At 74.9% G+C, this 23,792-nt stretch carries 18 protein-coding genes; 16 read left to right on the top strand and 2 right to left on the bottom strand.

Annotation, left to right across the window (positions count from 1 at the left end; all coding sequences use genetic code 11):
- The first annotated feature begins 54 nt into the window (after positions 1-54).
- The 4 genes from AC067J_RS25970 to AC067J_RS25955 all read left to right on the top strand — a co-directional run bounded on the left by AC067J_RS25970 (position 55) and on the right by AC067J_RS25955 (position 4,473).
- Positions 55-1,212: a sensor histidine kinase gene (locus tag AC067J_RS25970; protein ID WP_478303027.1), complete on the top strand. Its 1,158-nt coding sequence runs from the start codon at positions 55-57 to the stop codon at positions 1,210-1,212.
- Positions 1,200-1,844: a response regulator gene (locus tag AC067J_RS25965; RefSeq protein ID WP_478303025.1), complete on the top strand. Its 645-nt coding sequence runs from the start codon at positions 1,200-1,202 to the stop codon at positions 1,842-1,844. Before AC067J_RS25970 ends, AC067J_RS25965 begins: the two co-directional genes overlap by 13 nt.
- A gap of 204 nt (positions 1,845-2,048) precedes the next feature.
- Complete coding sequence (locus AC067J_RS25960; RefSeq protein WP_478303023.1) at positions 2,049-2,306, top strand: hypothetical protein; 258 nt, start codon at positions 2,049-2,051, stop codon at positions 2,304-2,306.
- A gap of 442 nt (positions 2,307-2,748) precedes the next feature.
- Positions 2,749-4,473: an eCIS core domain-containing protein gene (locus AC067J_RS25955; RefSeq protein ID WP_478303021.1), complete on the top strand. Its 1,725-nt coding sequence runs from the start codon at positions 2,749-2,751 to the stop codon at positions 4,471-4,473.
- A 328-nt stretch (positions 4,474-4,801) separates the two neighbouring features.
- Here the strand turns inward: AC067J_RS25955 and AC067J_RS25950 are convergent, their stop codons facing one another.
- A complete protein-coding gene (locus AC067J_RS25950) occupies positions 4,802-6,199 on the bottom strand; it encodes a COG1470 family protein (RefSeq protein WP_478303019.1) in 1,398 nt (465 codons plus the stop codon).
- A 166-nt stretch (positions 6,200-6,365) separates the two neighbouring features.
- Between AC067J_RS25950 and AC067J_RS25945 the strand changes: the two genes are divergently transcribed.
- From AC067J_RS25945 to AC067J_RS25920, 6 genes are all read left to right on the top strand, one after another.
- The gene (locus AC067J_RS25945; protein WP_478303017.1) at positions 6,366-7,148 is read left to right on the top strand and encodes a helix-turn-helix transcriptional regulator; all 783 of its coding nucleotides are present in this window, start codon (positions 6,366-6,368) and stop codon (positions 7,146-7,148) included.
- Between the two features lie 141 nt (positions 7,149-7,289).
- On the top strand, positions 7,290-10,607 hold the full coding sequence (locus tag AC067J_RS25940) for a hypothetical protein (RefSeq protein ID WP_478303015.1): 3,318 nt from the start codon (positions 7,290-7,292) through the stop codon (positions 10,605-10,607).
- Positions 10,604-11,227, top strand: a complete 624-nt coding sequence (locus tag AC067J_RS25935) for a Pvc16 family protein (protein ID WP_478303013.1) — start codon at positions 10,604-10,606, stop codon at positions 11,225-11,227. The genes AC067J_RS25940 and AC067J_RS25935 overlap by 4 nt, the downstream gene beginning before the upstream one ends.
- Positions 11,224-13,338: an ATP-binding protein gene (locus AC067J_RS25930; protein ID WP_478303011.1), complete on the top strand. Its 2,115-nt coding sequence runs from the start codon at positions 11,224-11,226 to the stop codon at positions 13,336-13,338. Before AC067J_RS25935 ends, AC067J_RS25930 begins: the two co-directional genes overlap by 4 nt.
- A gap of 246 nt (positions 13,339-13,584) precedes the next feature.
- A complete protein-coding gene (locus AC067J_RS25925) occupies positions 13,585-15,144 on the top strand; it encodes a phage tail sheath family protein (protein ID WP_478303009.1) in 1,560 nt (519 codons plus the stop codon).
- 62 nt (positions 15,145-15,206) lie between these two features.
- Positions 15,207-15,647, top strand: a complete 441-nt coding sequence (locus AC067J_RS25920) for a phage tail protein (protein WP_478303007.1) — start codon at positions 15,207-15,209, stop codon at positions 15,645-15,647.
- Here the strand turns inward: AC067J_RS25920 and AC067J_RS25915 are convergent.
- The gene (locus AC067J_RS25915) at positions 15,634-16,725 is read right to left on the bottom strand and encodes an RNA-guided endonuclease InsQ/TnpB family protein (RefSeq protein ID WP_478303005.1); all 1,092 of its coding nucleotides are present in this window, start codon (positions 16,723-16,725) and stop codon (positions 15,634-15,636) included. The two genes, AC067J_RS25920 and AC067J_RS25915, sit on opposite strands and share 14 nt — an antisense overlap.
- Before the next feature lie 149 nt (positions 16,726-16,874).
- Between AC067J_RS25915 and AC067J_RS25910 the strand changes: the two genes are divergently transcribed.
- The 6 genes from AC067J_RS25910 to AC067J_RS25885 all read left to right on the top strand — a co-directional run bounded on the left by AC067J_RS25910 (position 16,875) and on the right by AC067J_RS25885 (position 23,713).
- Positions 16,875-17,369 (top strand): hypothetical protein, encoded by a 495-nt coding sequence (locus AC067J_RS25910; RefSeq protein WP_478303003.1) that lies wholly within the window; start codon positions 16,875-16,877, stop codon positions 17,367-17,369.
- On the top strand, positions 17,366-17,524 hold the full coding sequence (locus AC067J_RS25905) for a DUF6760 family protein (RefSeq protein WP_478303001.1): 159 nt from the start codon (positions 17,366-17,368) through the stop codon (positions 17,522-17,524). Before AC067J_RS25910 ends, AC067J_RS25905 begins: the two co-directional genes overlap by 4 nt.
- Before the next feature lie 2,683 nt (positions 17,525-20,207).
- On the top strand, positions 20,208-20,528 hold the full coding sequence (locus tag AC067J_RS25900) for a hypothetical protein (RefSeq protein WP_478302999.1): 321 nt from the start codon (positions 20,208-20,210) through the stop codon (positions 20,526-20,528).
- 34 nt (positions 20,529-20,562) lie between these two features.
- Positions 20,563-20,988, top strand: a complete 426-nt coding sequence (locus AC067J_RS25895) for a phage tail protein (protein WP_478302997.1) — start codon at positions 20,563-20,565, stop codon at positions 20,986-20,988.
- Positions 20,989-21,065: 77 nt separating this feature from the next.
- Positions 21,066-21,899 (top strand): CIS tube protein, encoded by an 834-nt coding sequence (locus AC067J_RS25890; RefSeq protein WP_478302995.1) that lies wholly within the window; start codon positions 21,066-21,068, stop codon positions 21,897-21,899.
- Complete coding sequence (locus AC067J_RS25885; RefSeq protein WP_478302993.1) at positions 21,896-23,713, top strand: VgrG-related protein; 1,818 nt, start codon at positions 21,896-21,898, stop codon at positions 23,711-23,713. Before AC067J_RS25890 ends, AC067J_RS25885 begins: the two co-directional genes overlap by 4 nt.
- The last annotated feature ends 79 nt before the right edge of the window (positions 23,714-23,792 follow it).

The following is a 23,792-nucleotide window of genomic DNA, read 5'->3' as shown; positions in this document are numbered from 1 at the left end:
CAGGGTAGTGGGCTGTAGTGCGGGGCACGGCGGCCGTGGCCCAGACTTGCGCGGGTGAACCAACGTGAGGTCGGCCGGCTTCCGGCCATGTGGCGCGGTCTGGGCTACCTGCTGGAGAACCTGTTCACCTCCGCGGTCGCCCTGCTCGGGCTACCCGTGCTCCTCGTCCCGGCGACGGCCCGGGCCTGGGCGTCCTGGCACCGTCGCCGTGCCGACCGGCTGCTGCTGCTGTCCCCGCCCTCCGGTCCCGTCCCGGTCGGTACGTGGCGTGTTCTCGGGTGGCTGTGCACGAGCATCGTGACCGGTCCGCTGTTCGGACTCGTCGCGGTGCTGTGCGCGGGCAACGCCGTGGCCACGGCCGTCACGGTGCCCCTGTGGTGGGCGCTGCCCGCCGGCACCCGCGCGGGCGGCTTCGGCGCCGGCGCCCCGCTGACCGGGTGGGGCACGGCATTGACCCTGGGGACCGCGCAGGCCGCCGCCTTCGCGGCCGCCACCTACTGGCTGGTCCCGCCGCTGGCGCGCCTGCACGCCAGGATCCTGGTGGCGTTGCTGTCCCCCTCGGCCGCCGACAGGCTGGCGCAGCGGGTGGAGACGCTGACCGAGACGCGGGCCGGAGCCGTGAACGCGCACGGCGCGGAGCTGCGCCGGATCGAGCGCGACCTGCACGACGGCACCCAGGCGCGACTGGTGGCCATCGCGATGCGGCTGGGCGTGGCCCGTGAGTTGCTGGACGAGGACCCCGGGACCGTGGCCGGGCTCCTGGCGGAGGCGCACGAGAGTACCGAGGAGGCCATGGCGGAGCTCCGCGCGGTGATCCGGACGATCTACCCGCCGATCCTCGCCGACCGCGGCCTCGCCGGAGCGCTGACCGCGCTGGCGGGCCGGTCGGCGATCGACACCGCTCTCGACGTCGGCCGCCTCGGCGAGATCCCCGCCGCGGTCGAGACGGTGGCGTACTTCGCGGTCGCCGAGGCGCTCACCAATGCCGCCAAGCACAGCAGGGCCACCCGGACCACCGTCCGCCTCGCGCGCGAGGGTGACCGGCTGTCGATCAAGGTCACCGACGACGGGGTCGGCGGCGCCGAGGAGAGCCGGGGTACCGGCATCGCCGGCATCCGCCACCGCGTCCTGGCGCTCGACGGCACCTTACGCGTCCACAGCCCCGGCGGTGGCCCGACCACGATCGCGGTGGTCCTGCCATGCGGGTCGTGATCGCCGAGGACAACGTCCTCCTGTCCAGCGGGCTGGAACTCCTGTTGACGGCCAAGGGCTTCCGCGTCGCCGCGATCGCCCAGGACGCCCCCGGTTTCCTCGCCGCCGTCGCCGAACACCGGCCGGACGTCACCATCGTCGACGTCCGGCTCCCGCCGACCTTCCGCGACGAGGGAATCCACGCCGCCATCCACGCCCGCCGCCTGCACCCCGGCCTGCCCGTGCTCGTCCTCTCCCAGTACGTCGAGAAGCAGTACGCCGGCGAGCTGCTCTCCGACGGACACGGCGCCGTCGGCTACCTGCTCAAGGACCGGGTGAGCCGGGTGAGCGAGTTCACCGACGCGCTGCGGCAGGTCGCCGCCGGCGGTACCGTCATGGACCCCGAGGTGATCGGCCAGCTCCTGACCGGTCGCGCCCACGACCCGGTCTCGGCCCTGACGCCACGCGAACGCGAGGTCCTCTCCCTGATGGCGGAGGGCAAGGACAACGCCACGATCGCGACCCGGCTCGTCATCACCGACAACGCCGTGCACAAGCACATCGGCAACATCTTCGCCAGACTCGGGCTCTTCCCGACCGACAGCGGTCACCGGCGCGTCCTCGCCGTCCTCACCTACCTCAGCCGCCCCTGACCGCGTGGTCCGCCGAAGGGCGAAGGTGTCCGTCGGAGGTGCTCCGTCGGAGGTGGTCCATCGGAGGTGGTCGGCCGGGCGGGCGAACCGGCCCGGCGGGGCGACGCCCCCCGGGGGCGTCGGCCGGCGCCGGGGCGCCCGACCCGTCGATCCGCCGACCGACCGTGGTGATCACCAGCGCCCGGCACGCGGGAGAATGAGCCGGTGACCAACAGTCAGCCACTCCCCCGCGGCATCAGCGCCCTGATCCCCACCACCCGGGTGGCCGCCACGCCCGGCGAGCGGGCCGCCTCCCAGCTCCTCCACCTGCGCGAGGCGGTCGTCCCCGTGCCGGTGCTCGCCGCGGCCGCCGAGCTGATCGCCCCGCAACTGGACGACCCCGACCCGGCCACCCGCGAGGCCGCCGGCGCCGTACACGCCCATCTGCTCGCCGCCATCGAGAACGCCGCGCCCGGCCGGTAGCCGGTCCTCCGGCAGGGAATCTCCGCGCCGCCCAGGTCCCGGTCACCGCGCTGCGCGTGCAGGAGGAAGGGCCCGAACGAGGTCGGCGACCAGGGCCCGGTTCCGACCTTGACCGACCGCTGATTCTCCACGGTCGACCGACCAGCAGGCCCCATCCACCCCAGGCCGGGCCCGAGCCACCGCTCCGGCGCCCCACCGGAGCCGCCACGGCCGGCCGGCCCCGGCGACCCCTGCCCGACCCGGGATCACCCGGGTCGGGCAGGGGGTACGGCCCCAGGGGTGCACTTTCGGGGATGGGAGCGGCGGGTGTCGGCGGTGTAGGGAGAAGAGGCCAGGCAGCGGTAGGCGACCGGGAGGGCCAGTGCGCGCGAGGGCGGACGATCGCAGGGCGAACGGCGGCGAGCGGGCCGGCGGAGGTGACCGCAAGGCCCGGGAGGCGCGGGTGAGCGGGCCCGTGACGGAGGCGATGTCCCCGGAGCAGGCTCGTGAGCTGCAGCGGAGCATCGGCAACGCGGTCGTGGCCCGGATGGCGCGGGGCGGGCGGGGAGAACAGGGCTCGGACCCCGTCCAGCGGTCCGGTGTGCAGGAGGTGCTGCGGGGGGCCGGGCGACCGCTCCAAGGGCCGGTGCGCGAGGAGATGGAAGTACGGCTCGGGGCGGACTTCTCCGATGTGCGGCTGCACACCGGCGCGGCCGCCCGGCGGTCCGCCGCCGAGATCGGTGCGCGGGCCTACACGTCCGGCAGGGACGTCGTCATCGGGCACGGGGGCGACGACCGGCACACCCTCGCGCACGAGCTGACCCATGTGATCCAGCAGCGGAAGGGGGCCGTCGCCGGTACCGACCGGGGGGACGGGCTGCGGGTCAGCGATCCCGGTGACTCCTTCGAGCGCGAGGCCGAGGCCAACGCGCGACGGGTGATGGCGCGGCCGGCCGGCCGGCCGGAGGCGGTCCGGCGGACGGAGCCGGGCGCCGCCGCGGGGGACAGCGGGCCCGCCGTGCAGCGGAAGCTGGGGTTCGAGACGGAGATCGACATGCCCGTCGAGACCTCCGGTGGCGCGATGTACGAGGGCGACACCGACCTGGCCCAGAGCACCGCGGGCGACTTCAAGCTGGTCTCCGACAAGCGGTCGTTGCGCAACGGGGCCGAGTACTCGAACGTGGAGTTCGTGACCGGGGCGGTCCCGGTGGTCGGCACGGGGAGCGAGTCCGGGCCGGTGGCCCTGGAGCGGCTGGTCGACGAGATCAGGACGGTGCGCGAGGCGTTCTACCGGGAGACCGAGAAGACCCCCTTGGCGGACCTGGGCCTGTCGCTGGAGATCCTGCCCGCGGGGCAGGACGCCCGGATCGCCCCGGATCTCGACTTCCCGAACTACGCCGGCGCCCCGGGCATGGGCGACGGGCTGTTCGTCCACTACTCGGTCGGTGTGCCACTGGCCGGGATGCCGATGTTCTTCGACCATCTCCGGGGTGCCGCTCCCCATGTCCAGGGGGCGCCGCTCCCCCGCGCCCGGTTCCGGCTCTCGCAGTCGAGGGAGTTCGCCAGGCAGGTCGTGGCCCGGTACGAACAGGGCCAGGAGTCGGCGCGCAAGCGCAAGCGGCTGGAGACGGACGCCCTGGACGGCTACAGCCAACTGTTCTTCACGCAGGTCGCGGCCATGGCCGACTACCTCGCGCAGGACCAGGACGAGGGCCAGATCAAGAACCTGACGGTCGTGCTGTCCCGGTCCCGGCTCACGGACGTCCGCGCGCTCCTCGACCCCGGGTTCCAGGATTTCCTGCGGGACAACAGCGAGGTGATCGTCGACCTGCTCGCACAGTTCCAGGAGGATCCCGGTGACGGCGGCGCGAACCTGGAGTTCCGCGACGAGGCCACCCGGGAGATCGACGGCCTCCCGGTGTCCCTCCTCGCGTTCGCCGAGTCGACGCTGAAGGGCGTCCCCCAGGTGCCCCAGCAGAGCGTGTTCGGCGGTATGAACCAGATCGACCCGCACGAGGAGGAGGGCGCCATGATGGTCCCCTTCGAAATCCGGACCATGGGCTCCCTGATGAAGACCTGGGACGAGCTCAAGACCGAACTGCGCGACCTCGCGGGCTGGGCGGAGGAGGCGTACCGGCACGACCGGTCGCTGGCCGGCGACTCGGCCCGCAGGCGCGCCGGTTCGTGACGCGTACCGGCATCCGACGAGGGCCGGCCCGTGACGCGGGCCGGCCCTCGGTACTCGCTGACACGCCGGGGGGGCGGCCGCCGTCCTGCCCTCCCGGCGTCCGAACGGTCGGGCGGGCGCCGGGAGGGATCGGATCCGGCCGTATTTGAGTGACCGTCAGATTCATGTTCGGACGCCGGGCCGGAGCTGTCCAGGGCCGCCGAAATGAGAATGTACAGTCACGAGCAGGGTGCCTTCCCAGCCTCCGAACCGTCGGTTTTCAGCCGGAACGACTCGGGCTCCCCTTTGCTCACGGGACAACCTGACAGACCATGCGTGTGGCATCTGTTCACCTGAGGTCGCTCAGCACACCGCTCACGTTGAGGACCTCGTGGCACTCCTGGGCCTGCAGGCCGGTGGCCGGAGTGCCCGGCTTCGCACAGGTCACCTGGACCGTCACGGTCTGGTTCTCAGTGATCCTGATGGGGGTGACCCAGTGGTAGTCCTGGTTACGGAACGTCTCCAGCGCGATCGTCGTGATCTTGCGGTCGCCGAAACCGATCGTCACGACGCCCTCGTCGCCCTGGAAGTTGGCGACGACGATGTCCGTGATCCCGAACGCCTTGCCCACGGGCACGGTGTAGGTGCCGACCTTGGTCTCCCCGCCGGCCGTCGTCAGGTCGACGGTGGCCGAACTCTGCTGCCCGCCCCCCGATCCGGTCCCGGCGTCGCCGCCCGTTCCGGTGCCCGTTCCCGTACCGGTACCGCCCGCACCCGCCCCGGGCGGGATGCTCCCGGCCCCGGCGCCCGGCTGCCCGGAGCCCGGCTGCCCGGCGCCCGCCGCCGGGGTCCGGCCGCCGGCCGCCGCCTCGGTGGGGGTCGGCTGCTGCTGGACCGCCTGGTCGGCGGCCTCCCTCGCGGTGCTGCGAACAGCGGGACGCACCAGCAGGAACCAGGCCAGCAGCAGCGCGAGGAGCGCCGCCAGGGCCGCCAGCAGCCAGGTCGGGAAGATCGGTATCTGGACGAACTCGGCTTCCGTCCGCGGTCGGTCCCGGTCGTCCTCACCGGCGTCGTCGGCCCGGGCCCCGGCCTTCGCCCCGGTCTCCGCCCCGGCCTTCGCCCCCGTCTCCGCCACAGTGACGGTGAACGGCCAGGTGGCCGGCTTCCCGAACCACACGGGCTTCCCGGCGCGGACCCGCAGCGCCACCTCCACCGACTCGCCCGGCTCCAGCTTCGGCGCCGCGGGGCGGACGTCGAACTTCAGGTCCTCACCGGGCTGGGCCGGGGTGAATCCCACCTGGACGGGGCGGTTGCCCTCGTTGTGAACGGCGAGGCGGTAGCGTCCGCGCAGCCAGCCGCGGCGGCGCTTGGGAGCGCTCTCGGCCCGAAGCCGCCGGAATCCCTCGACCCGCACGGTGGTCTCGGGGACCCTGACCGCCTCGGGGTGCTCGGTGGGCAGGACCCGTACGGCCAGTGGCACCTCGCCCGCCCGCACCCGCGACGAACGCGGGGGCGTCAGGCGGATGGTCACCGTTTCCGAGGTGCCGGGGTAGAGGGAGACACGGTCGGGCTCGACCGTCGTCCAGGCAGCGCAGTCACCGACGACTTCCAGGCGGTACGCCTCGACGATGTCGCCGTCGTTGCGAACGGTCAGGCTGGTGGTCGCGGTACCGCCCGGCGTCACCGTCACCGACGGGATGTCGAGGCCGGGCGCGCCGGGGCTGGGAGTGGCTGCTGGAGTCGTCACGCCGCGACGCTACGCCGCCGCCCAGCCCGCCTCCACGGGCGCGGGGGCAAGGCCCGGGCAGCCGCGATGCCCCCGAGAACTCACCCCAACTCCCCTGTCCAGAAGCTTTGTTGCCCTTGGATCCCGCAGTACACCCCTCATACGCATCACGGAACAGGTATGCCTCATGCTCCACACCGACCTCATCGGCACCGTCCACCCGTCCGGCACCGGCACCACGCGGCCGACCGTCCCGCCCCAGGGCCGCGCCCCGGCCCACAGTCCTGCGGCCCACGGCCCGGCCCACGCCCGGGCCGCGCACGACGCGGCGGCCGGCGAGCCCGGCGGACGGGTCACCGTGGCCGTGTACGCCTCGGACCCGGTCCTGCACGTCGGGATCGTCCAACAGCTGCGCCAGCGGCCCGAGGTGGAACTGGTCGACAACGCCGACGCGCACGAGGCGCGGGTCTCGCTCGTCGCCGTGGACAGCGTGGACGACGAAACGACCGCCCTGCTGTACCGGCTGCGCCACAACTCCGCCACCCGCACCGGGCTCGTGGTCGGCACCTTCGACTCGGGTGACGCCTTGCAGCGCGCCATCGAGTGCGGAGTCACCGCGGTGCTGCGGCGCGCGGAGGCCGACCAGGACCGGCTGCTGCGGCTGGTCCTGGCGATGGCGAACGGTGAGGGCGTCCTACCCGGCGACCTGCTCGCGAAGCTCCTCGACCACGTCGGCAGCCTGCAGCGATCGGCCCTCGACCCGCACGCCGCGTCCCTGTCCACGCTGACCCCGCGCGAGGCGGACATGCTGCGCCTGGTGTCGGAGGGCCTGGACACCGCGGAGATCGCGCGCAACACCTCGTACTCCGAACGGACCGTCAAGAACGTCCTGCACGAGGTCATCACCCGGCTCCAGTTGCGCAACCGCTCCCACGCCGTCGGCTACGCGCTGCGCAACGGGCTGATCTGACCGGACCGGCACCGGCTGCCCGAAAGCGCAGCCGGTGCTTCCCCCGAGCGCGGCCCCGGGGCCCTGCCGGTCCGCGGCCGCGGACCGGCAGGGTGGCACCGTCGGACACGGATGCTGGACCGGACTGTGAGGTGGACCGTGATGGGCACGGGTGGCTCCGGCCGTCGGCGACACCGCTGGGGCAGGGCCGGTGCGGCGCTGCTGCTGGTGCCCCTGCTCGCGATGACGACGGCCGCCGGCCCGGACAGCGCCGGGGACCGGCCCCCCGCGGCCGGCACCGGGACCCGGGCCGCGGCGGCCGATGCCGGGGAGAGCCGGATCGCGTACGCCGGTACCCGCCACCGGAGCCTCGGCCGGGTGGCGACGGACACGACGAGCCCCCCGCTGTTCGGCGAGGGCCCGGCGCACTTCGACGTCCAGCCCGCCGCCCTGGGCGACCGGCTGGTCTTCGCGAGCCGCCGCGACGAGCAGGCCCCGCAGGTCTACCTGCGCTCCGCCGACGGCTCGGTGCACCGCCTGACCAGTGGTCTGGACGCGGCGAACCCGCGGCTGACGCCGGACGGCCGCTCGGTCGTCTTCGACGCGGCCCGGCCCGCCGGGGCCGGTGGGACCCAGCGCGACCTGTGGCTGGTGCGCACCGACGGCACCGGCCTCACCCGGCTGACCGACACCCCCGCGAACGAGGAGCACCCCACCGTCTCACCGGACGGCGCGCGGCTCGCGTACTCCTCCGACGCCGACCGGGCCGCCGGCCGACAGGTCTACGTCCGGCCGCTTCGGGGCGGGCCCGCCACCCAGGTCTCCGACCCCGCCGACGGCGCGGGCACCGAGCCGGTGTGGAACCCGGTGGACGGGCCGGCGACCCGGGACCGGATCGCGTACACCGCCACCGGACCGGACGGTCCCCGGCTGCGGTGGACCGACGGGCGCACCGGCGGGCCGCTGCTGGCGGGCCCGCGGGCACAGTGGCGCACGCACGGGGCAACCTGGCTGCCCGACGGGAACGACCTGCTCTTCCTCAGCCCGGACCGGACCTGTAGCTGTGAGGGCGACTGGGACCACGTCTTCCGGGTGAAAGCGCTCTCGGAGGACGAACCGAAGGTGGTGCTCAGCGAGGACCGCGAGGTCGGGCCGGCCACCTGGCTCGGCCCGCTCCAGGGCGGTGGCGCGGTGGTCGAACGCGTCTCGGCGGACGGCCCGCACGTGGTGACCCTGCAGGACGTCCGGCCGGACGGCTCCGACCCCCGTGACCTCAACCGGACCGTCCTCAAGGAGGACCCGGCGGCCGACACCGAGACGGATCCGGCGAAGGACCCGCTGTTCCGGCCCGCCGCCGGGTACGACCCGTGGACCGAGCGGCAGAACTACACGCCCGACGGCCGCCGGATCGTGGTGACCCGCTTCGAGGACGCGCCGGCCGGACCGGACCTGCCGGCCGGGCGGATCGAACGGATCTGGATCGCGGACGCCGACGGCTCCGGCCCGACGGCGCTCCCGCTGGCGGGCCGCGGCCCCAGGGACTGGGACACCGATCCGACGTTCTCCCCGGACGGCCGGTACCTGGCCTTCACCCGGACCTCGCCCGGCGGGGTCGGCGGCGCCTCCGGTCCCGGACGGATCCTGATCGCGGACGCCGCCACCGGCGCGGTCCGGGGCGTGATCGTCCCGCCCGAGGGGCAGCTTCAGGGCGGCGACGCCCAGCCCACCTGGTCCTCCGACGGCTCGACCCTGGCGTTCACCCGCAACCAGGTGATCAACGGCGGCGGGGGCAACAAGCACGTGTGGACCGTGCCCGTGGACCGTCTGGACCGGCAGCGCGACCTGAGTGCCGCCCACTGCCCCGGCGCCTGCGAGGTCATCGACGACAGCCCGGCGTTCTCACCGGACGGCGCCACCATCGCCTTCAACCGCAAGAACGGCGCCGGCCGGGTCGACGAGCGCAACGGGATCCTGCTGGTCGCCGCGGCGGGCGGCGCCTGCCGGGTACTGCTGCCCGACGCGGCCCGCGACCGGCCGGGGGCCTGCGGCCGGGAGCTGCCCGACACCACCGCCACCGGGCCCTTCCAGCCCCGCGACGCCGCCTGGAGCTCCGACGGCAGGACGCTGGTGATCAGCTCCCGGGCCGCCCTGGCCGCCAACAGCCCGGAGAAGCTGTCCCTGGTGGACGCGGCCTCCGGGGCCCGCACCCCGCTCACCGCCGGGCTGCCGGGCCGCCAGAAGGAACCGGGCGTCCAGCAGTCCGTGGACCTCGCGGTCCAGGCACCCGGTACGACCGCGCCACTCACCGCGGGCGACTCCGGGACCGTCCGGGTGGACGTCGTGAACCACGGCCCGGCCGCCTCGCCCGGGACGAGGCTGACCGTCGCGCCCCCGGCCGGTGTGACCGTCACGGGCCTCGCCGCGCCCGGCGCCACCTGTGACGCGGCGGCGCTGGTCTGCGCCCTGGGCGTGGTGCGCCCGGGCGACACCGTGCCGGTCACGGTCACCGTCACCGGGGTCGAGCCCGGCGACCAGCCCCTGGACTGGTCGGTCACCGGTGCCGTCCTCGACCCCCGTCCCAGCGACAACACCGGCCGGACCGTGGTGCCGGTGCGCCCGGCACCGGCCCCGCCGACGCCCGGTCCGACGGCGACCCCGACCCCGACGCCGACCCCGACACCCGCCCCCGCTCCGCCGACCCCGGTACCGCCGCCGGCCCCGACACCCGCCCCCGCTCCGCCGGCCCCGGTACCGCCGCCGGCCCCGACACCCGCCCCCGCTCCACCGGCCCCGTCGCCGATCGGCACACCCCCGCCGCTGCCGCCCGCGCCTCCGGCCGGCCCCGGGCTGAGCCTCACGGCGCAGCCGAACCCCGGCTACGTGGGTGGTCGCGTGGTCCTCACGTACACCGTTCGCAACGGCCGCGAAGGGCTGGCCACCGGTCTGCGGCTGCGCGTGGGCCTGCCCGGGGGTGTGCCCCACGACGGGCCGCCGCCGGGCTGCGACCGGGCCTGGGTGTGCGCGTTGCCCGACCTCGCCCCGGGCGCCCGGACCGTCGTGCAGGTCGTGCTCAGCCCCGATCAGGCCCTCACCGGCCTGGTGACCGGCTCCCTGACCACCACCGGCACGGACGCCGGCCCCGGGGACAACGAGGCCCGTCAGCAGCTGCGGATCCTCCAGCCGCGCATCGTCGCGGTCCCGCCGATCGGCAAGCCCGGCTTCGTCACCTCGGTACGCGGTGAGGACTTCCCGCCCGGCGCGCCGGTGCGGTTCACCTGGCAGCCGGGCATCACGGCCGCGGCGGCGGCGACCGTGCCCGGGCCGGACGGCCGGTTCATCGGCCAGTTGCTGATCCTCGCCAAGGATCAGACCGGCCCCCGGGTCATCACCGCGACCGGCCCCGGGTTCTCCCCGGTGCGGACCGACTTCCTGGTGGTCAGCGGCACGGTCCAGCCGCCCAACGAGATGATCCGCCGATGATCCACGAGGTCGACGAGGGGCTGCGCCGACTGCTCGCGGAGTCCGGCCTGGACGCGTCGGGCGTCGACGTGGTGTTCGACGCGCCGACCCGCGACTGGGCGGCCCGCCGCAGCGCCCCGACGGTGTGCGTGTTCCTGTACGACGTCCGCGAGGACCACACCCGGCGCGCCAGCGGCGCGGGCGAGGTGTACGACGCGGACGGCTTCCTCGCCGCGCGCCGCGCCCCGGCCCGCTGGTTCGAGCTGACGTACCTCGTCACCGCGTGGGCGAGCCGGCCGCAGGACGAACACCGGCTGCTCTCCCAGGTGCTGAGGTGCCTGGTGTCCACCGACGCGCTGCCCCCGCGCCTGCTCACCGGCTCGCTCGCCGAACTCGGCCTCATCGTGGGCCTGGACGGCGGCGGCACCGGGCTCGACGCGCCCGCCGCCTCCGACGTGTGGTCGGCGCTGGGCGGCGAGCTGAAGCCGTCGCTGGGGCTGCGGGTGAGGGCGCCGCTGGCCGGGGCCACCACCGCCGTCGCCCCACCGGTCACCGAGGGGCTCGTGGTCCGCGCCGCGGCCCGGACCGCGCCGGAGGAGCCGGCCCCCGCCCGCCGCCGACGCGGGGAGCGGCAGCCGTGACGCGGACCCTGGGACCCGCGGCCGCGACGACGACCCCGGCCCCGGCCCCGTACCTGTGGACGCGGCTGCGGGTCGTCGAGGAGCGGGTGCGCGAGGCCGTCGCGATCCGGCGCGCGCTCGATCCCGATCCGGACGATCCGTACCGCGGCCGGTTCCTCACCCCGGAGGCGGCCGCCGGCGTCCTGGACGAGGGACACCGGCCCGCTCCGCCCGCCCTGCCCGGTCCGGACGCGCCGCCGCCCGGCTCGCCGCTGGCCGTGCTCGCCGCCCGCTTCGCCCTGGCACCCCTGGACCTGGACCTGCTGCTGGTGGCCCTGGCCCCGGACCTCGACACCCGCTTCGAGCGGCTCTACGGCTACCTCAACGACGACCTGACGCGCCGCCGGCCCACCGTCGGGCTCGCCCTCGAACTGTGCGGGCACCGCGGGGTGGCGGCGGCCCGGTTCCGGCTGGCTCCCTCCGCGCCGCTCGTCGCGGGCGGTCTGCTGGAGGTCACCGAGCCCGAACGGCCGCCCCTGTCCCGGGTGCTGACCGTCCCGGACCGGGTCACCGCGCACCTGCTGGGCGACACCGCGCCCGACCCGCTGCTGACCGGTGTGCTCGGCCGTCCGGCCGGTGATCCGGCCGTCGACCCGGCCGAGCTGCGCCGGGCCGCCGCCGCGGCCGGGACCGGCACCGGCCACGTCCACCTGCGCAGCCGGGGCGGCGATCCCGAGGGGCTGGCCGTCGCCGCGCTGCAGGCGGGCGGGCGGCCGCCGCTGGCCCTGGACCCGGCGGCGCTGTCCCATGACCCCCGGGGCGTGCCGGGCGTCGCCCGGGCCGTCGCACGCGAGGCCCGGCTGCTGGGCGCGGGCGTCCTGCTGGGGCCGCTGGAGGAGCTGCCCGACCGGCCCGACGAGCGGGCCAGGATCCTGCGCACGCTGTGCGACGCCCTGCGCGGCCTCCCCTTCCTCACCCACGGGACCGGCGGCTGGGAACCCGCCTGGGCGGCCGACACCCCCGTCACCCTGACGGTGGCGGCCCCCTCCCCCGACCGACAGGTCGCGCGCTGGCGGCACGCACTGGAGCGGGCCGGCGAGCAGCACGGCGCGGGGGGCGGCGAGGGCGTCGGCGAGGACGGGGCCGAGGCGCTCGCCCGGTCCGTCGCCGCGCACCGCCTGGACGCCGGGCAGCTGCGCAGGGCCGCCGGCACCGCGGTGCGCACGGCCGCGCTCGACGGCCGCCCGGTCTCCCCCGACGACCTGCGCACGGCCGTCCGGGCCCAGAACGGCGCGGGGCTCGCCCGCCTCGCCCGCCGGGTCGAACCCGCGGTGGGCTGGGACGACCTGGTGCTCCCCGCCCCCACCCACCGCAGCCTGCGGGAGCTCGCGGTGCGCGCCCGCCACCGCGAACAGGTGCTCGGGCAGTGGGGCATGCGGCCCGGCGGCGGGCGGGGGCGCGGGGTGATCGCGCTGTTCGCGGGTTCGTCCGGTACCGGCAAGACGATGTCGGCCGAGGTGGTGGCGGCCGACCTGGGCATGGACCTGTACGTGGTGGACCTCTCCACGGTGGTCGACAAGTACGTCGGTGAGACCGAGAAGAACCTGGAGCGGATCTTCACCGAGGCCTCCGCCGTCAACGCGGTGCTGCTGTTCGACGAGGCCGACGCGATCTTCGGCAAGCGTTCGGAGGTCAAGGACGCCCACGACCGGCACGCCAACATGGAGTCGGCGTACCTGCTCCAGCGGATGGAGTCCTTCGACGGCATCGCCGTCCTGACCACCAACCTGCGCGCCAACCTGGACGAGGCCTTCACCCGCCGCCTGGACGTGATCGCGGACTTCCCGGTGCCCGACGCCGACCAGCGCCTCGCCCTGTGGGACCGCTGCCTGGGCGACCGGGTGCCCCGGGGCGACGACCTCGACCTCCACTTCTGCGCGGACCGGTTCGACCTGGCCGGAGGCTCCATCCGGGCCTGCGCGGTGACCGCCGCGTACCTCGCCGCCGAGTCGGGTGGACCGCTGACGATGGCCCAGACGGTGGCGGCGGTCGCGCAGGAGTACCGCAAGCTCGGCCGGCTGGTGCTGGAGGGCGAGTTCGGACCGTACGTGGCCCAGGTCACGCGGGTCTGAGCCGGGCGCGGTCGGCGGGCCGTCGCGGCGGGCCGGGGAGGGCCCGGGAGGGCCGGGGAGGGCAGCGCCCTTGCCCCCGGGCAGGTCCCCCGGTCCCTCCCGCCGGCGACGGCCCGCCGGAAAGGCTGGGGGCGGGGCGCGACGGCGCGCGACCGGGTCCGTCGACGGCGTTCCGCCGTCCGCAGGACCTTGCCGGAGATCCACCGAAGACCGTCGACCGAAGACCAGTGACACGAAGGAGCGAGCATGCCGACGTACCTCACCCCGGGGGTCTACGTGGAGGAGGTGCAGTCCGGTGCCCGCCCGATCGAAGGAGTCGGCACCGCCGTCGCCGCGTTCGTCGGGTTCGCCCGGACCGGCCCGTTCCACGAGCCGACCCTCGTCACCGGCTGGGACCAGTACTCCCAGCGCTTCGGCGGGTTCACCGAGGGCGCCTACCTGCCCCAGGCGGTCCACGGGTACTTCGCCAACGGCGGCGGCGCCGCGTACGTCGTCCGGGTCGGCGGCTCCGACCGGGACGGCTCCGCGCCCGCCCCCGCCGCGGGCGCCGAGCAGCGCGCGGCGGAACCCGTCGAGCTCGGCGGGTTCCTGCTCGCGGCCCGGCCGGGCGTCACCGGCGTCTCGGTGGAGATCGCCGACGCGGACGGCGAGAACCCGCCCGAGGACCGGTTCAGGCTGCTGGTCCACCGCGACGGGGCGGTTGCCGAGACCTTCGAGGTGTCGGCCCGCCGGAACGTCAAGGGCTACCTCGTCACCCAGGCCCGCGGCTCGGCGCTGATCGAGGTCACCGAGCAGCGCGGCACCGCCCAGGGCCGGCCCGCGAACCAGACCGCGGCCCTGCCCGACGCCCCCTCCGCCGTGCCCGCCCCGGCCGCCGGCCAGGGCGTGGCGGCCCGGCTCGACCCGGCCGAGTACGTCGGCGACGCGGCGGCCCGCACCGGGCTCGGCGGCCTGGAGACCATCGACGAGATCACCATGGTCGCGGTGCCCGACCTGATGGGCTCCCACCAGCGCGGAGACATCGATGCCGAGGGCGTGCGCACCGTCCAGCTCGCGGTGATCTCGCACTGCGAGCAGATGGGCGACCGGGTCGCCGTCCTGGACGCCCCGCCCGGTCTCTCCGCGCAGCAGGTGCGGACCTGGCGCAACGACGAGGCGGGCTACGACTCCCGCTACGCCACCCTCTACTACCCGTGGATCCGGGTCTTCGACCCGGCCACCGGGCGCAACACCACCGTCCCGCCGAGCGGCCACATCGCCGGCGTGTGGGCGCGCAGCGACGCCGAGCGCGGGGTGCACAAGGCCCCCGCCAACGAGGTGATCCGCGGCGCGGTCGACCTGGAACTGCGCCTGGGCAAGGGCGAGCAGGACCTGCTCAACCCGATCGGGGTGAACTGCGTCCGGGCCTTCCCCGGCCGGGGCATCCGGATCTGGGGCGCCCGCACCCTCTCCTCCGATCCGGCCTGGCGCTACCTGAACGTGCGCCGCCTCTTCAACTACCTGGAGGAGTCCATCCTCCTGGGCACCCAGTGGGTGGTCTTCGAGCCGAACGACGACCGGCTCTGGTCGAGCATCCGGCGCAACGCCACCGCGTTCCTCACCGAGGAGTGGCGGCGCGGCGCGCTGTTCGGGCGGACGGCCGCGGAGGCGTTCTACGTCAAGTGCGACCGCGACAACAACCCGCAGGAGTCGATCGACCAGGGCCGCGTGATCTGCGAGATCGGCGTGGCGCCGGTCAAGCCGGCCGAGTTCGTGGTGTTCCGGCTGGCGCAGTTCTCCGACAGCACCAGCCTCATCGACGAGTGACCCGCAGGCCCGGCGGTCCCGGGAACACCGGGACGAACAGCAAGGAAAGGTGACGGACAGTCATGGCAGAGGGCGATGCTCTTTCCACCCATATCTTCGGCGTGCAGCTCGGTGGCTACCTGGTCGAGTCGATCCAGGAGATCAGCGGCCTGACCGTCGAGGAGGAGGTCGTCGAGGTCCGGCAGGTCAGCGCGGACGGCAAGCAGATCATCCGCAAGCAGCCCGGCGCCCGCCAGGCCGGCGAGGTCACGATCACCCGGGGACTCGACAAGAGCAGCGAGTTCACCAAGTGGATCAAGGAGACCCTGAACAACGGGGCCGTCGACACCGCTCGGCAGAACCTCACCATCGAGATCAAGGACTCCACGGGCGAGACCGTCCGGCGCATCCAGCTGATGAACGGCTGGGCCTCCAAATGGGAGGGCCCCTCCCTCAAAGCCGGCGAGTCCGCCGCGGCCACCGAGTCCGTGACCATCGTGTTCGAGGAGATCATCGTCGAGTGACATCCTCCCCGCGCTGAAGCACGGGGATTCCGGCCGCGCCTGCGGCACGGGGCTTGCGCCCGGTGCGGCCGGCGTTCCGGTGGGTTCCTGTTTTTTCAACGGGCCGTGCCCGGCGTGGGATCGCCACGCCGGGTCCTACCGGTCCTCCGCAGGCGTTTAGCCTGTCCGCCCATCCGGCGGCCAGGATGTTTCGAGCAGCATTGAGGTCACGATCGTGAGAGGCACCGCACGCGCCGCAGGTCCACTCGCGGATGTTCAACGGCTTGGGTCCGTCCAGGACCCCGCAGGTGGAGCACACCTGGCTGGTGGGCTCGTACCGGCCGATCACGCCGACGTGCCTGCCGTACCGTGCGGCCTTCTCTTCGAGCAGCCGCCGGAAGGTGGACCATCCGGCGTCGTGGACGGACTTGGCCAGGCGGGTTCGGGCCAGGCCGCGCACGTTCAGGCCTTCCAGGTAGATCGCTTGGGTCTCGCGGATCAGCCTGGTCGTCCGCCTGTGCAGCCAGTCCATGCGGGTGTCGGCCACCTCGGCATGCGCCCTGGCTACTTTTCGCCGGGCCTTCGCCCGGTTCTTCGACCCCTTCGCCTTACGGGACAGCGCCCGCTGCGCGGCCGTGAGCTCCTTCTCCGCCTTCCGCAGAAAGCGCGGGTTGTCGATCACCGTGCCGTCGGACATCACGGCGTAGGTGGTCAGCCCGAGGTCGATGCCGATCTCGGTGTCGAGTGCCGGCAGATGGTCGGGCTCGACGTCCACGACGGACGAAGCGAAGTACCGGCCGGACGGGTCCAGCACGATCGTCACCGACGACGGGTCGGCGGGCAGCGCCCGCGACCACTTGACCCGGACATCGCCGATCCTGGCAAGGTTCAGCCACGACCGGGCGTCCGTCTTCTTCGCGTCGGTGATCACCGACTTGGCCGGAACACCGGTCGGGATCCTCGACCGGTCCGCCTTCCACGCCGCCTTACGCAGGGTGAGCGCATCGTTGTACACCACCCGCGCGCACCCGAACGTACGGGCCAGCGCCTGCCGCTGACCCACCGTCGGATAGACACGATACGAGTACCTGAGATGCACGAGATCAACCTACCGACAGGCACTGACAACGACCTGCGGCCACCCGCACGACGGTCCGCCTCGACGGCGAAACGCCGCTCCCCGACCTGCTCCGCAGGCGGTCCGTTTCCTCCCCCGGCCAAAGCCGGGGGTATCCACGGAGGTCCCCGATGAGGCGACGTACGGTGACGGCGGGCAGCCTGGAGGAGATCCTCCAGGCCACGGCGCCCGCCCCGGCCCCGGCACCGCCGACGGCACCCTCCGCCGACGCTCCGGCGCGGCGCGAGGAGCACGCGCTGCGCACCGAGTTCGAGTTCGAACTGCCGCGCGGGTACGTGGACGAGGCGGGCACCCTGCACCGGCACGGCTCGATGCGCCTGGCCACCGCCCGCGACGAGCTGCGGCCCCAGATCGACCTACGGGTCAAAGAGAACCCGGCCTACCTGAGCGTGGTGCTGCTCAGCCAGGTCATCACCCGGCTCGGCACCGTCACCGACGTGCACGCCGGGGTCGTGGAGCGGATGTACGCGACCGACGTCGCGTTCCTCCAGGACTTCTACCGGCGGGTCAACAGCGAGGGCCACACCCGCGCGGCGGTCACCTGCCCGCACTGCGAGGGCGGCTTCGAGGTCGACCTCTCCGGTGGGCGCCTGGGGGAATCGTGACGTACGCGCTCCCCCGGCTCAGGGAGGAGATCGCGTACATCGCCTACCACTTCCACTGGCAACGCGACGAGATCCTCGACCTGACCCATGCCGAACGTCGACAGTGGGTCGCCGAGATCGCTCAGATCAACTCCCGCATGAACGAAGGAGGTTGAGAAGATGGCGTGGCGGGACAGGGTGCGCCGGCGCGCCGCCGTGCCGGACACCGCACCCTCGGACGGGGCGCCCTCGGACGGCGCGGGCACGGGCGCCGCGGGCACGGCGGGTGCGGTCCAGGAGGCCGCCGCCGGCCGGGGCCCGGGCGTGCCCTCGGACTGGGACGGCGGCTGGCGCCGCACCGCGCCCACCCTCCTGACCGTCTCCCGGGCACCGATGGGCGTCAGTGACGGACTCGCCTTCCGGGACGGGCTGGCCGCCTGGCGCGATCCGTCCTTCGACACCGGCCTCGCCCACGCCCTGCTGCCGACCGCCCCGACCGGCCTCGTCCGCGGCATCGCCCGCCCCGCCATCGCGCACCCCACCCACGGCGGAGGCGGCCCGCTGCTGCTCAGGGCGCTGCGCCTGTCCGACGCGGACGCCGCGCCGGGGGCGGGAGCGGGGGCAGGAGCGGAGGCGCCTCCCGCACCGGGTGCGCAGGCCACCGGGCGTCCGCAGCAGGGTGGTTCGGGCGCGCGCGTGTCGGGTGCGCGCGTGTCGGATGCGCGTACTTCGGCGAAGGGCGCTCCGGTATCAGCACAGTCCGCGCCCGCGGTCAGCGCCGACGCCGGCCGCTCGCGGGCCGACGAGGCCGGCGAGCGCCCGGGTCGATCCGGCGGCAGGCGGGAGGCCCCCTCAAGGGCCGGAGCGGCGGCCGGTGCACCCGGCACCCGTGGCCGCCCGCCCGCGCACTCCGCGGCGGTGCCCGGTCCGGACGCGCTCGGCGCGGACGCCGCTCCCGTCGTCCAGCGAGCCTCAGCGACCGCCGCAGCCCCGACCGCGGCCCCGGCCGGGGCCGGCCGTACGCCGGCGCCCGCACGGCTCCCGCTGGTCCGCCGCATCGCGGTGGTCCCCGGCACCTCCGGCGAGGCCACCCCGGGGGCGGCCCCCGTCGGCCGGCCCGTGCAACGGACCGCCACCGGAGCCGGGTCCCTCCCCGCCTCCACCGGCCGCCGACCGGGGCGTGAGGCACCCGCCGCCACCGGCACCCGTCCCGGCCACCCTGGCGAAGGAGCTCCGGCAGACCGCGCCGAAGCGACACACGCCGTGGTGCGGACGCGCCCTGTCGGCCCGTCGCCGACAGTCGCCCGGGTACCCGCCACACCCAGGCGCCGGGTGCCCGCCGTACGCCCCGCCGCCGCCCCGGCACACATCGGCGGACCGTCCCCCGACGCACCCGTACAGCGGGCGGCCGACCACGCGCCCCCTCTCGGCACCCCGCCGCCCGAGGTCCCGGCGCCCGCCGCGCCCTCGGACGCGGTCGGCCCCGCCACCGCTCCGGCACCGGCCATGCCCGTCGTCCAGCGCCAGGCGGAGACCGTCCCCGGCCGACCCGGCACACCCGTGCGGGGCGCGGACGCGGCTCCCGTGAAACGCGCGGCCGACCGTCCTCCTCTGGGCGCTTCGGCATCCGAACTCCCGCCTCCTACCGGGCGCTTGGCATCGGAGGCCGCCATCCCCGTGCCAGCCGCGCCCGCACTCCGACACCAGGCGGAGACCGCAGCCGACGCACCCGTTCAACGCACAGCCGATCACCCCACCCTCGGCGCACAAGCGACCGAACTCCCCACCACCGCACCACCCTTGGGACCAGAACCCACCCCACCCACACCAGGCATGCCGATCGTCCAGCGCCCGACGGAGAGCCTCTCCGACGCACCCGTGCAACGCACGGCCGGCCGGCCGACCCTCGGTCCGCCGCTGGCCGAACTCCCTGCCACCGCAGCACCCTCGGGTACCGGCACGGCCGTCCGGGCGCGGGCCGGTGAACCCCCCTCCGCGGCCGCGCCCTCGGCGCCGACCCTGCCGGTCGTGCAACGGCAGCCGGAGGCTCCGACTGCCGAGGGCGGCCCTGGGCGGACCGCGCGGCGTCCGCGCGCCGGGTTGGGGGCCCCGCTGCCCGCGATGCCACCGACCGCCAGCCATCCCGCGGCCCCGTCCACCGTCCAGCGCATGCCCGGACCCGTGCCCGTGCCGGAAGCGGGACAGCACCCCGCGTCCCCGGCCCCGTCACCAGCTCCCACGTCACCAGCTCCCAGGTCACCGACCACCGCGTCACCGACCACCGCGTCCCGGCACGGCGGTCGCGCCGGAGTTCCCGCGCCACCCGCAGGCGCGAGGACGAGCGAGCCCGTCCCGCTCGTCCTCGCCGGTCGGGCCGGGGCCCCGGGCCGGGCACCGGCCGCTCCGCACCGCAGCGTCCAGCTGCTCGCGGCGCGGCCCCTGGCCCTTGGCAGCGGCCGGGACTTGGGGAGCGCGACGGCCCCCGTCGATTCCGCCCGCGCGGTGAGCCACCCCGTGGTCGCGGCACGCTGGGCCGCCCCGCCCTCCGCCGCCGCACCGCAGCACGTCCAGCGAGCGCCCGGCTCCCCCGGCCCGCACCCGGCGTCCGCGTCCGGCCCCCTTCGCCCGTCCGAACCCCTTCGTGGACCCGAAGCCCTCCATACCTCCGGCCCCGGGCGCCCGTCCGGCCCGCTGCCCGTGACTGCCCCGCACGCGCCGCCGCTGGTGGTCCAGCCTTCCCGGGCCGAGTCCTCGGCGGGGCCCGTACCCGTGGTGCCGCTGGTGCGGTCCAGGACGCCGGACCCTGGCGGCAGGCCGGGAGTCCCCCCGGCGGCCCCCTCGACCCCGCCTCCGTTCCCCGTGCAACGCGACACCGGCAGCATCCGGGGCGCCGTCCCGGCCACCACCGCCCCCGGCACCACCACCGCCCCCGCCCCCGCCCCGCGCACCAGCGCCCCCGGCACCACCACCGCCACCACCCCGCGCACCAGCGCCCCGGACCAGCGGGTCACCGCCGCCGACCGAACCGGCGGAAGTCCGCGTGACGCCGGAGCACAGGGAGGCGATCTCGACCTGGACGACCTGGCACGCCGCCTGCTCGACCCGGTCGCCCGCCTGCTGCGCGCCGAGCTGCGGCGCGGCCGGGACCGCGCGGGCAGGACCTTCGACGGCCGCCGCTGAGCACCCGCACGAACGAGAAACGGACGACGGACCGATGACGGACAACATCTTCGCGACCAGCGTGTTCTTCCGGCTGGCGATCGGCGGCAACGACCTGGGCGCCTTCCACACCTGCTCCGGCATGGGCGCCGAGGTCGAGATGGAGAGCTACGCCGAGGGCGGCAACAACGGCTTCACCTGGCAGCTCCCGGGGCGCGTGACCTGGTCGAACATCACCCTCACCCGGCCGGTCACCGCCGACACGGCGAAGATCGGCCGCTGGCTGGACGAGACGCTGCGGCGGGTCGAACCGAAGGACGGCGAGATCGTGGCCCTGCGGCCCGATCTGAGCCGGATCATCAGTTGGCAGGTCTTCGGGATCGTCCCGGTCCGCTGGCAGGGTCCGTCCTTCGACCCCGCCAACTCCGCGGCCGCGGTGGAGACCCTGGAGATCGCCCACGCGGGACTGCTCCCCACCTGACCGCCCCACCACCGCCCCGTCCCACCACCGCCCCGTCCGACGACCCCCGCACTCCCGTTCCGGAAGGAAGCCACGCCATGGCCTTCTCGGCACGCGCCAGCCGCGCCAGGGCCCAGCTCACCCTGAAAGAGCCCCCGGCCTCGGTCGGGGCCAAGCCCGGCGGGACGATCGCCCGGCTCGACCTCCAGTTCAACCCCTCGACCCTGCAGCTGGGCAAGACCACCGAGTGGCGACGGTCCCCGTCCCGAATGGCGGGGCAGTCGGCGCTGCCGGAGTTCGTGGGCAGCGGCCCGCGCACCCTGAGCCTGGAGGTCTTCCTGGACGCCACCGCCACCCATGACGACTCGGTGGAGCGGGCGGTCGAGAAGCTGATGAAGGCGTGCGTGCCGACCCCGGCCAGTCTCGGCCGCAAGAAGCCGGCGAGCCCCTGGGTGCGCTTCGAGTGGGGCAGCGCGCGAACCACCTCCTTCGACGGGGTGCTGTCGAACCTGTCGGTCTCGTACACGCTCTTCGACGTGGACGGCACGCCGTTGCGGGCGACCTGCTCGCTGTCCATCGAGGAGGCGAGCGTCGAACCGCCCGGCCAGAACCCGACGTCGGGCGCACGCACCGCGCGCAGCACGCACACCCTGGTGGCAGGCGACAGCCTGGCGATGCTGGCCTGGCGCGAGTACGGCGACGCGACGGCCTGGCGGGTCATCGCGGAGGCGAACGGCATCGACGACCCGATGGCGCTCGCCCCGGGCACCGAGTTGGTGGTGCCGGCCCTGCGGGACGACGACCACGCCCGAACGACCGGCGACGGGCACGCCTTCGACATCGGACTCGACGACGGACTGGACGACGGACTCGACGACGGACGAAGCAGCGGCAACGGGTTCGGCAACGGCAGCGGCGAGGGGGAACGGTGAGCGGGTTCGATTCCGGGGGCAGGTCCTTCGCGGCCGACCCGATCGTGGAGGCCCCCGGCGAGCTGCCGCAGATCTGGGCGGCGCAGCTGGTCAGCTGCGTGGTCGACGAGAACGTGAGCCTGCCGGACGCCGCCGTGCTCACCTACCGCGACCCCGACCACGAGTTCCTGCGCGCCACCGGCATCACCATCGGCTCCCCGCTGCGCGTGTCGGTGACGACAGCGAAGGGGCAGGCACGGGAGCGGCTGTTCAACGGGGAGGTCACGGCCCTGGAGATCGACCGGGACGGCACCGGGTCGTTCACCGTCGTCCGCGCCTACTCCAAGGCCCACCGGCTCCAGCGCGGCCGCAAGGTCGTCGCGTACCGGAACATGACGGCCGCGGACATCGTCCGCAAGGTGGCTGCGGGCGCCGGCCTGGCCGTCGGGAGGGTGGAGGCCGCGCCGGTGACGTACCGGCAGCTGTCCCAGGCGAACGTCTCCGACTGGGACTTCCTGCAGTTCCTCGCGGGCGAGAGCGGTGCGCGGGTGCGCGTCGACGACAAGGGGCTGCTCCAGTTCACCAGGCCCGCGAAGGCGTCCGGGGCGCCCTCGCCCTCGACGTCGGCCGTGCTCGACCCGATGGTCCTGGAGTACGGGCGCAACCTGCTGGCGCTGCGGGCCGCGCTGTCGGCCGCCGACGGCGCCTCGAAGGTGCAGGTGCGCGGCTGGGACGTCGCCACGAAGCGGCCGTTGGTCGCCGAGCAGCCGTCCGTGGTCAGCGACACCGTGGTGCCGGGGCTCGCTCCCGGGACGGCCGCCCGGTTCGGGAGGTCGGTCGTGGCCGTCACCGACACCCCCTACCGGACGCAGGCGGAGACCGCGTCGGTCGCCCGCGCGGCGGCGGCCCGGGTGAGCGCCGGCTTCGCCGACCTGGAGGCGGTGGCCGAGGGCAATCCGCTGCTGCGGGCAGGCAAACCGGTGGCGCTGGGCAACGTGGGGCCGGCGTTCTCCGGCCGGTACACGGCAACGGCCGTGCAGCACGTGCTGGAGCCGCACGGCGGCTACCGCACCACCGTGTGGGTCGACGCCGGCCCGGAACGCTCCCTGCCCGGTCTGATGACCGGCGCCGACGCTCCGGGGCGCGGCCCGCGCATCCCCGGTCTGGCGATCGGCGTGGTGACGGACGTGCGCGAGCCGAACGGCTCCGAACGCGGCGCGGTGCGTCTGACGTTCCCCTGGCTGGACGACACGTACGTCACCGACTGGGTGCGCACCGTCCAGTGGGGCGGCAAGGGCGGTGGCGGGGTGGTGAGTCCCGAGGTCAACGACGAGGTGCTGGTCGGGTTCGAGCAGGGCCTGTTGGACAGTCCGTACGTGATCGGCGGACTCTACAACGGGGTGGACCAGCCCTCGCCGCACGAGGTGCCGCTGGTCGACGCGACCAGCGGCAAGCTCAACCGCCGTTCGGTGGCCTCGCGTTCGGGTCACCGTGTGGAGCTGCTGGACGCGCCGGCGCCGGGCCCCTCCGGGCTGCGGCTGGTGACCGGGGACGAACGGCTGGAGGTCCGCCTGGACGACCGCCGGGACCGGATCGAGCTCACCGTGTACGCGGGACGGAACCGTCCGCTGACCTCCGTCCTGCTGGACCGGGACGGCATCACGCTCGACGCCCGGCAGGGCACCGTGAAGGTGACCGGTCGGCAGGTGGACATCGACGGCACGGCCGGGGTCAGCATCGGCGGCCGGTCGGTCCAGGTGTCCGGGACGGCGGACGTCTCCGTCGACGGCGGTCTGCTCGCCGTCCTCAAGGCCCGTCTCATCCGGATCAACTGACTCCACGTGAGCGTCTCCGCGTCCCCTCTCCCCTCTCCCCTCTCCCCTCTCCCCGACTGTTCTCCCCTCTCCCCCTTCT

The sequence above is a fragment of the Kitasatospora sp. NPDC042419 genome, assembly GCF_056437345.1.
The sequence above is the reverse complement of the archived record's forward strand: the minus strand, read 5'-3'. Positions and strand labels throughout refer to the sequence as shown.

What these genes read in the sequence shown, in the direction of transcription:
- AC067J_RS25910 (WP_478303003.1), top strand. Translation starts at nt 16,875, where the DNA reads ATGAGGCGACGTACGGTGACGGCGGGCAGCCTGGAGGAGATCCTCCAG.
- AC067J_RS25920 (WP_478303007.1), top strand. Translation starts at nt 15,207, where the DNA reads ATGGCAGAGGGCGATGCTCTTTCCACCCATATCTTCGGCGTGCAGCTC.
- AC067J_RS25895 (WP_478302997.1), top strand. Translation starts at nt 20,563, where the DNA reads ATGACGGACAACATCTTCGCGACCAGCGTGTTCTTCCGGCTGGCGATC.
- AC067J_RS25965 (WP_478303025.1), top strand. Translation starts at nt 1,200, where the DNA reads ATGCGGGTCGTGATCGCCGAGGACAACGTCCTCCTGTCCAGCGGGCTG.
- AC067J_RS25945 (WP_478303017.1), top strand. Translation starts at nt 6,366, where the DNA reads ATGCTCCACACCGACCTCATCGGCACCGTCCACCCGTCCGGCACCGGC.
- AC067J_RS25890 (WP_478302995.1), top strand. Translation starts at nt 21,066, where the DNA reads ATGGCCTTCTCGGCACGCGCCAGCCGCGCCAGGGCCCAGCTCACCCTG.
- AC067J_RS25925 (WP_478303009.1), top strand. Translation starts at nt 13,585, where the DNA reads ATGCCGACGTACCTCACCCCGGGGGTCTACGTGGAGGAGGTGCAGTCC.
- AC067J_RS25935 (WP_478303013.1), top strand. Translation starts at nt 10,604, where the DNA reads ATGATCCACGAGGTCGACGAGGGGCTGCGCCGACTGCTCGCGGAGTCC.
- AC067J_RS25940 (WP_478303015.1), top strand. Translation starts at nt 7,290, where the DNA reads ATGGGCACGGGTGGCTCCGGCCGTCGGCGACACCGCTGGGGCAGGGCC.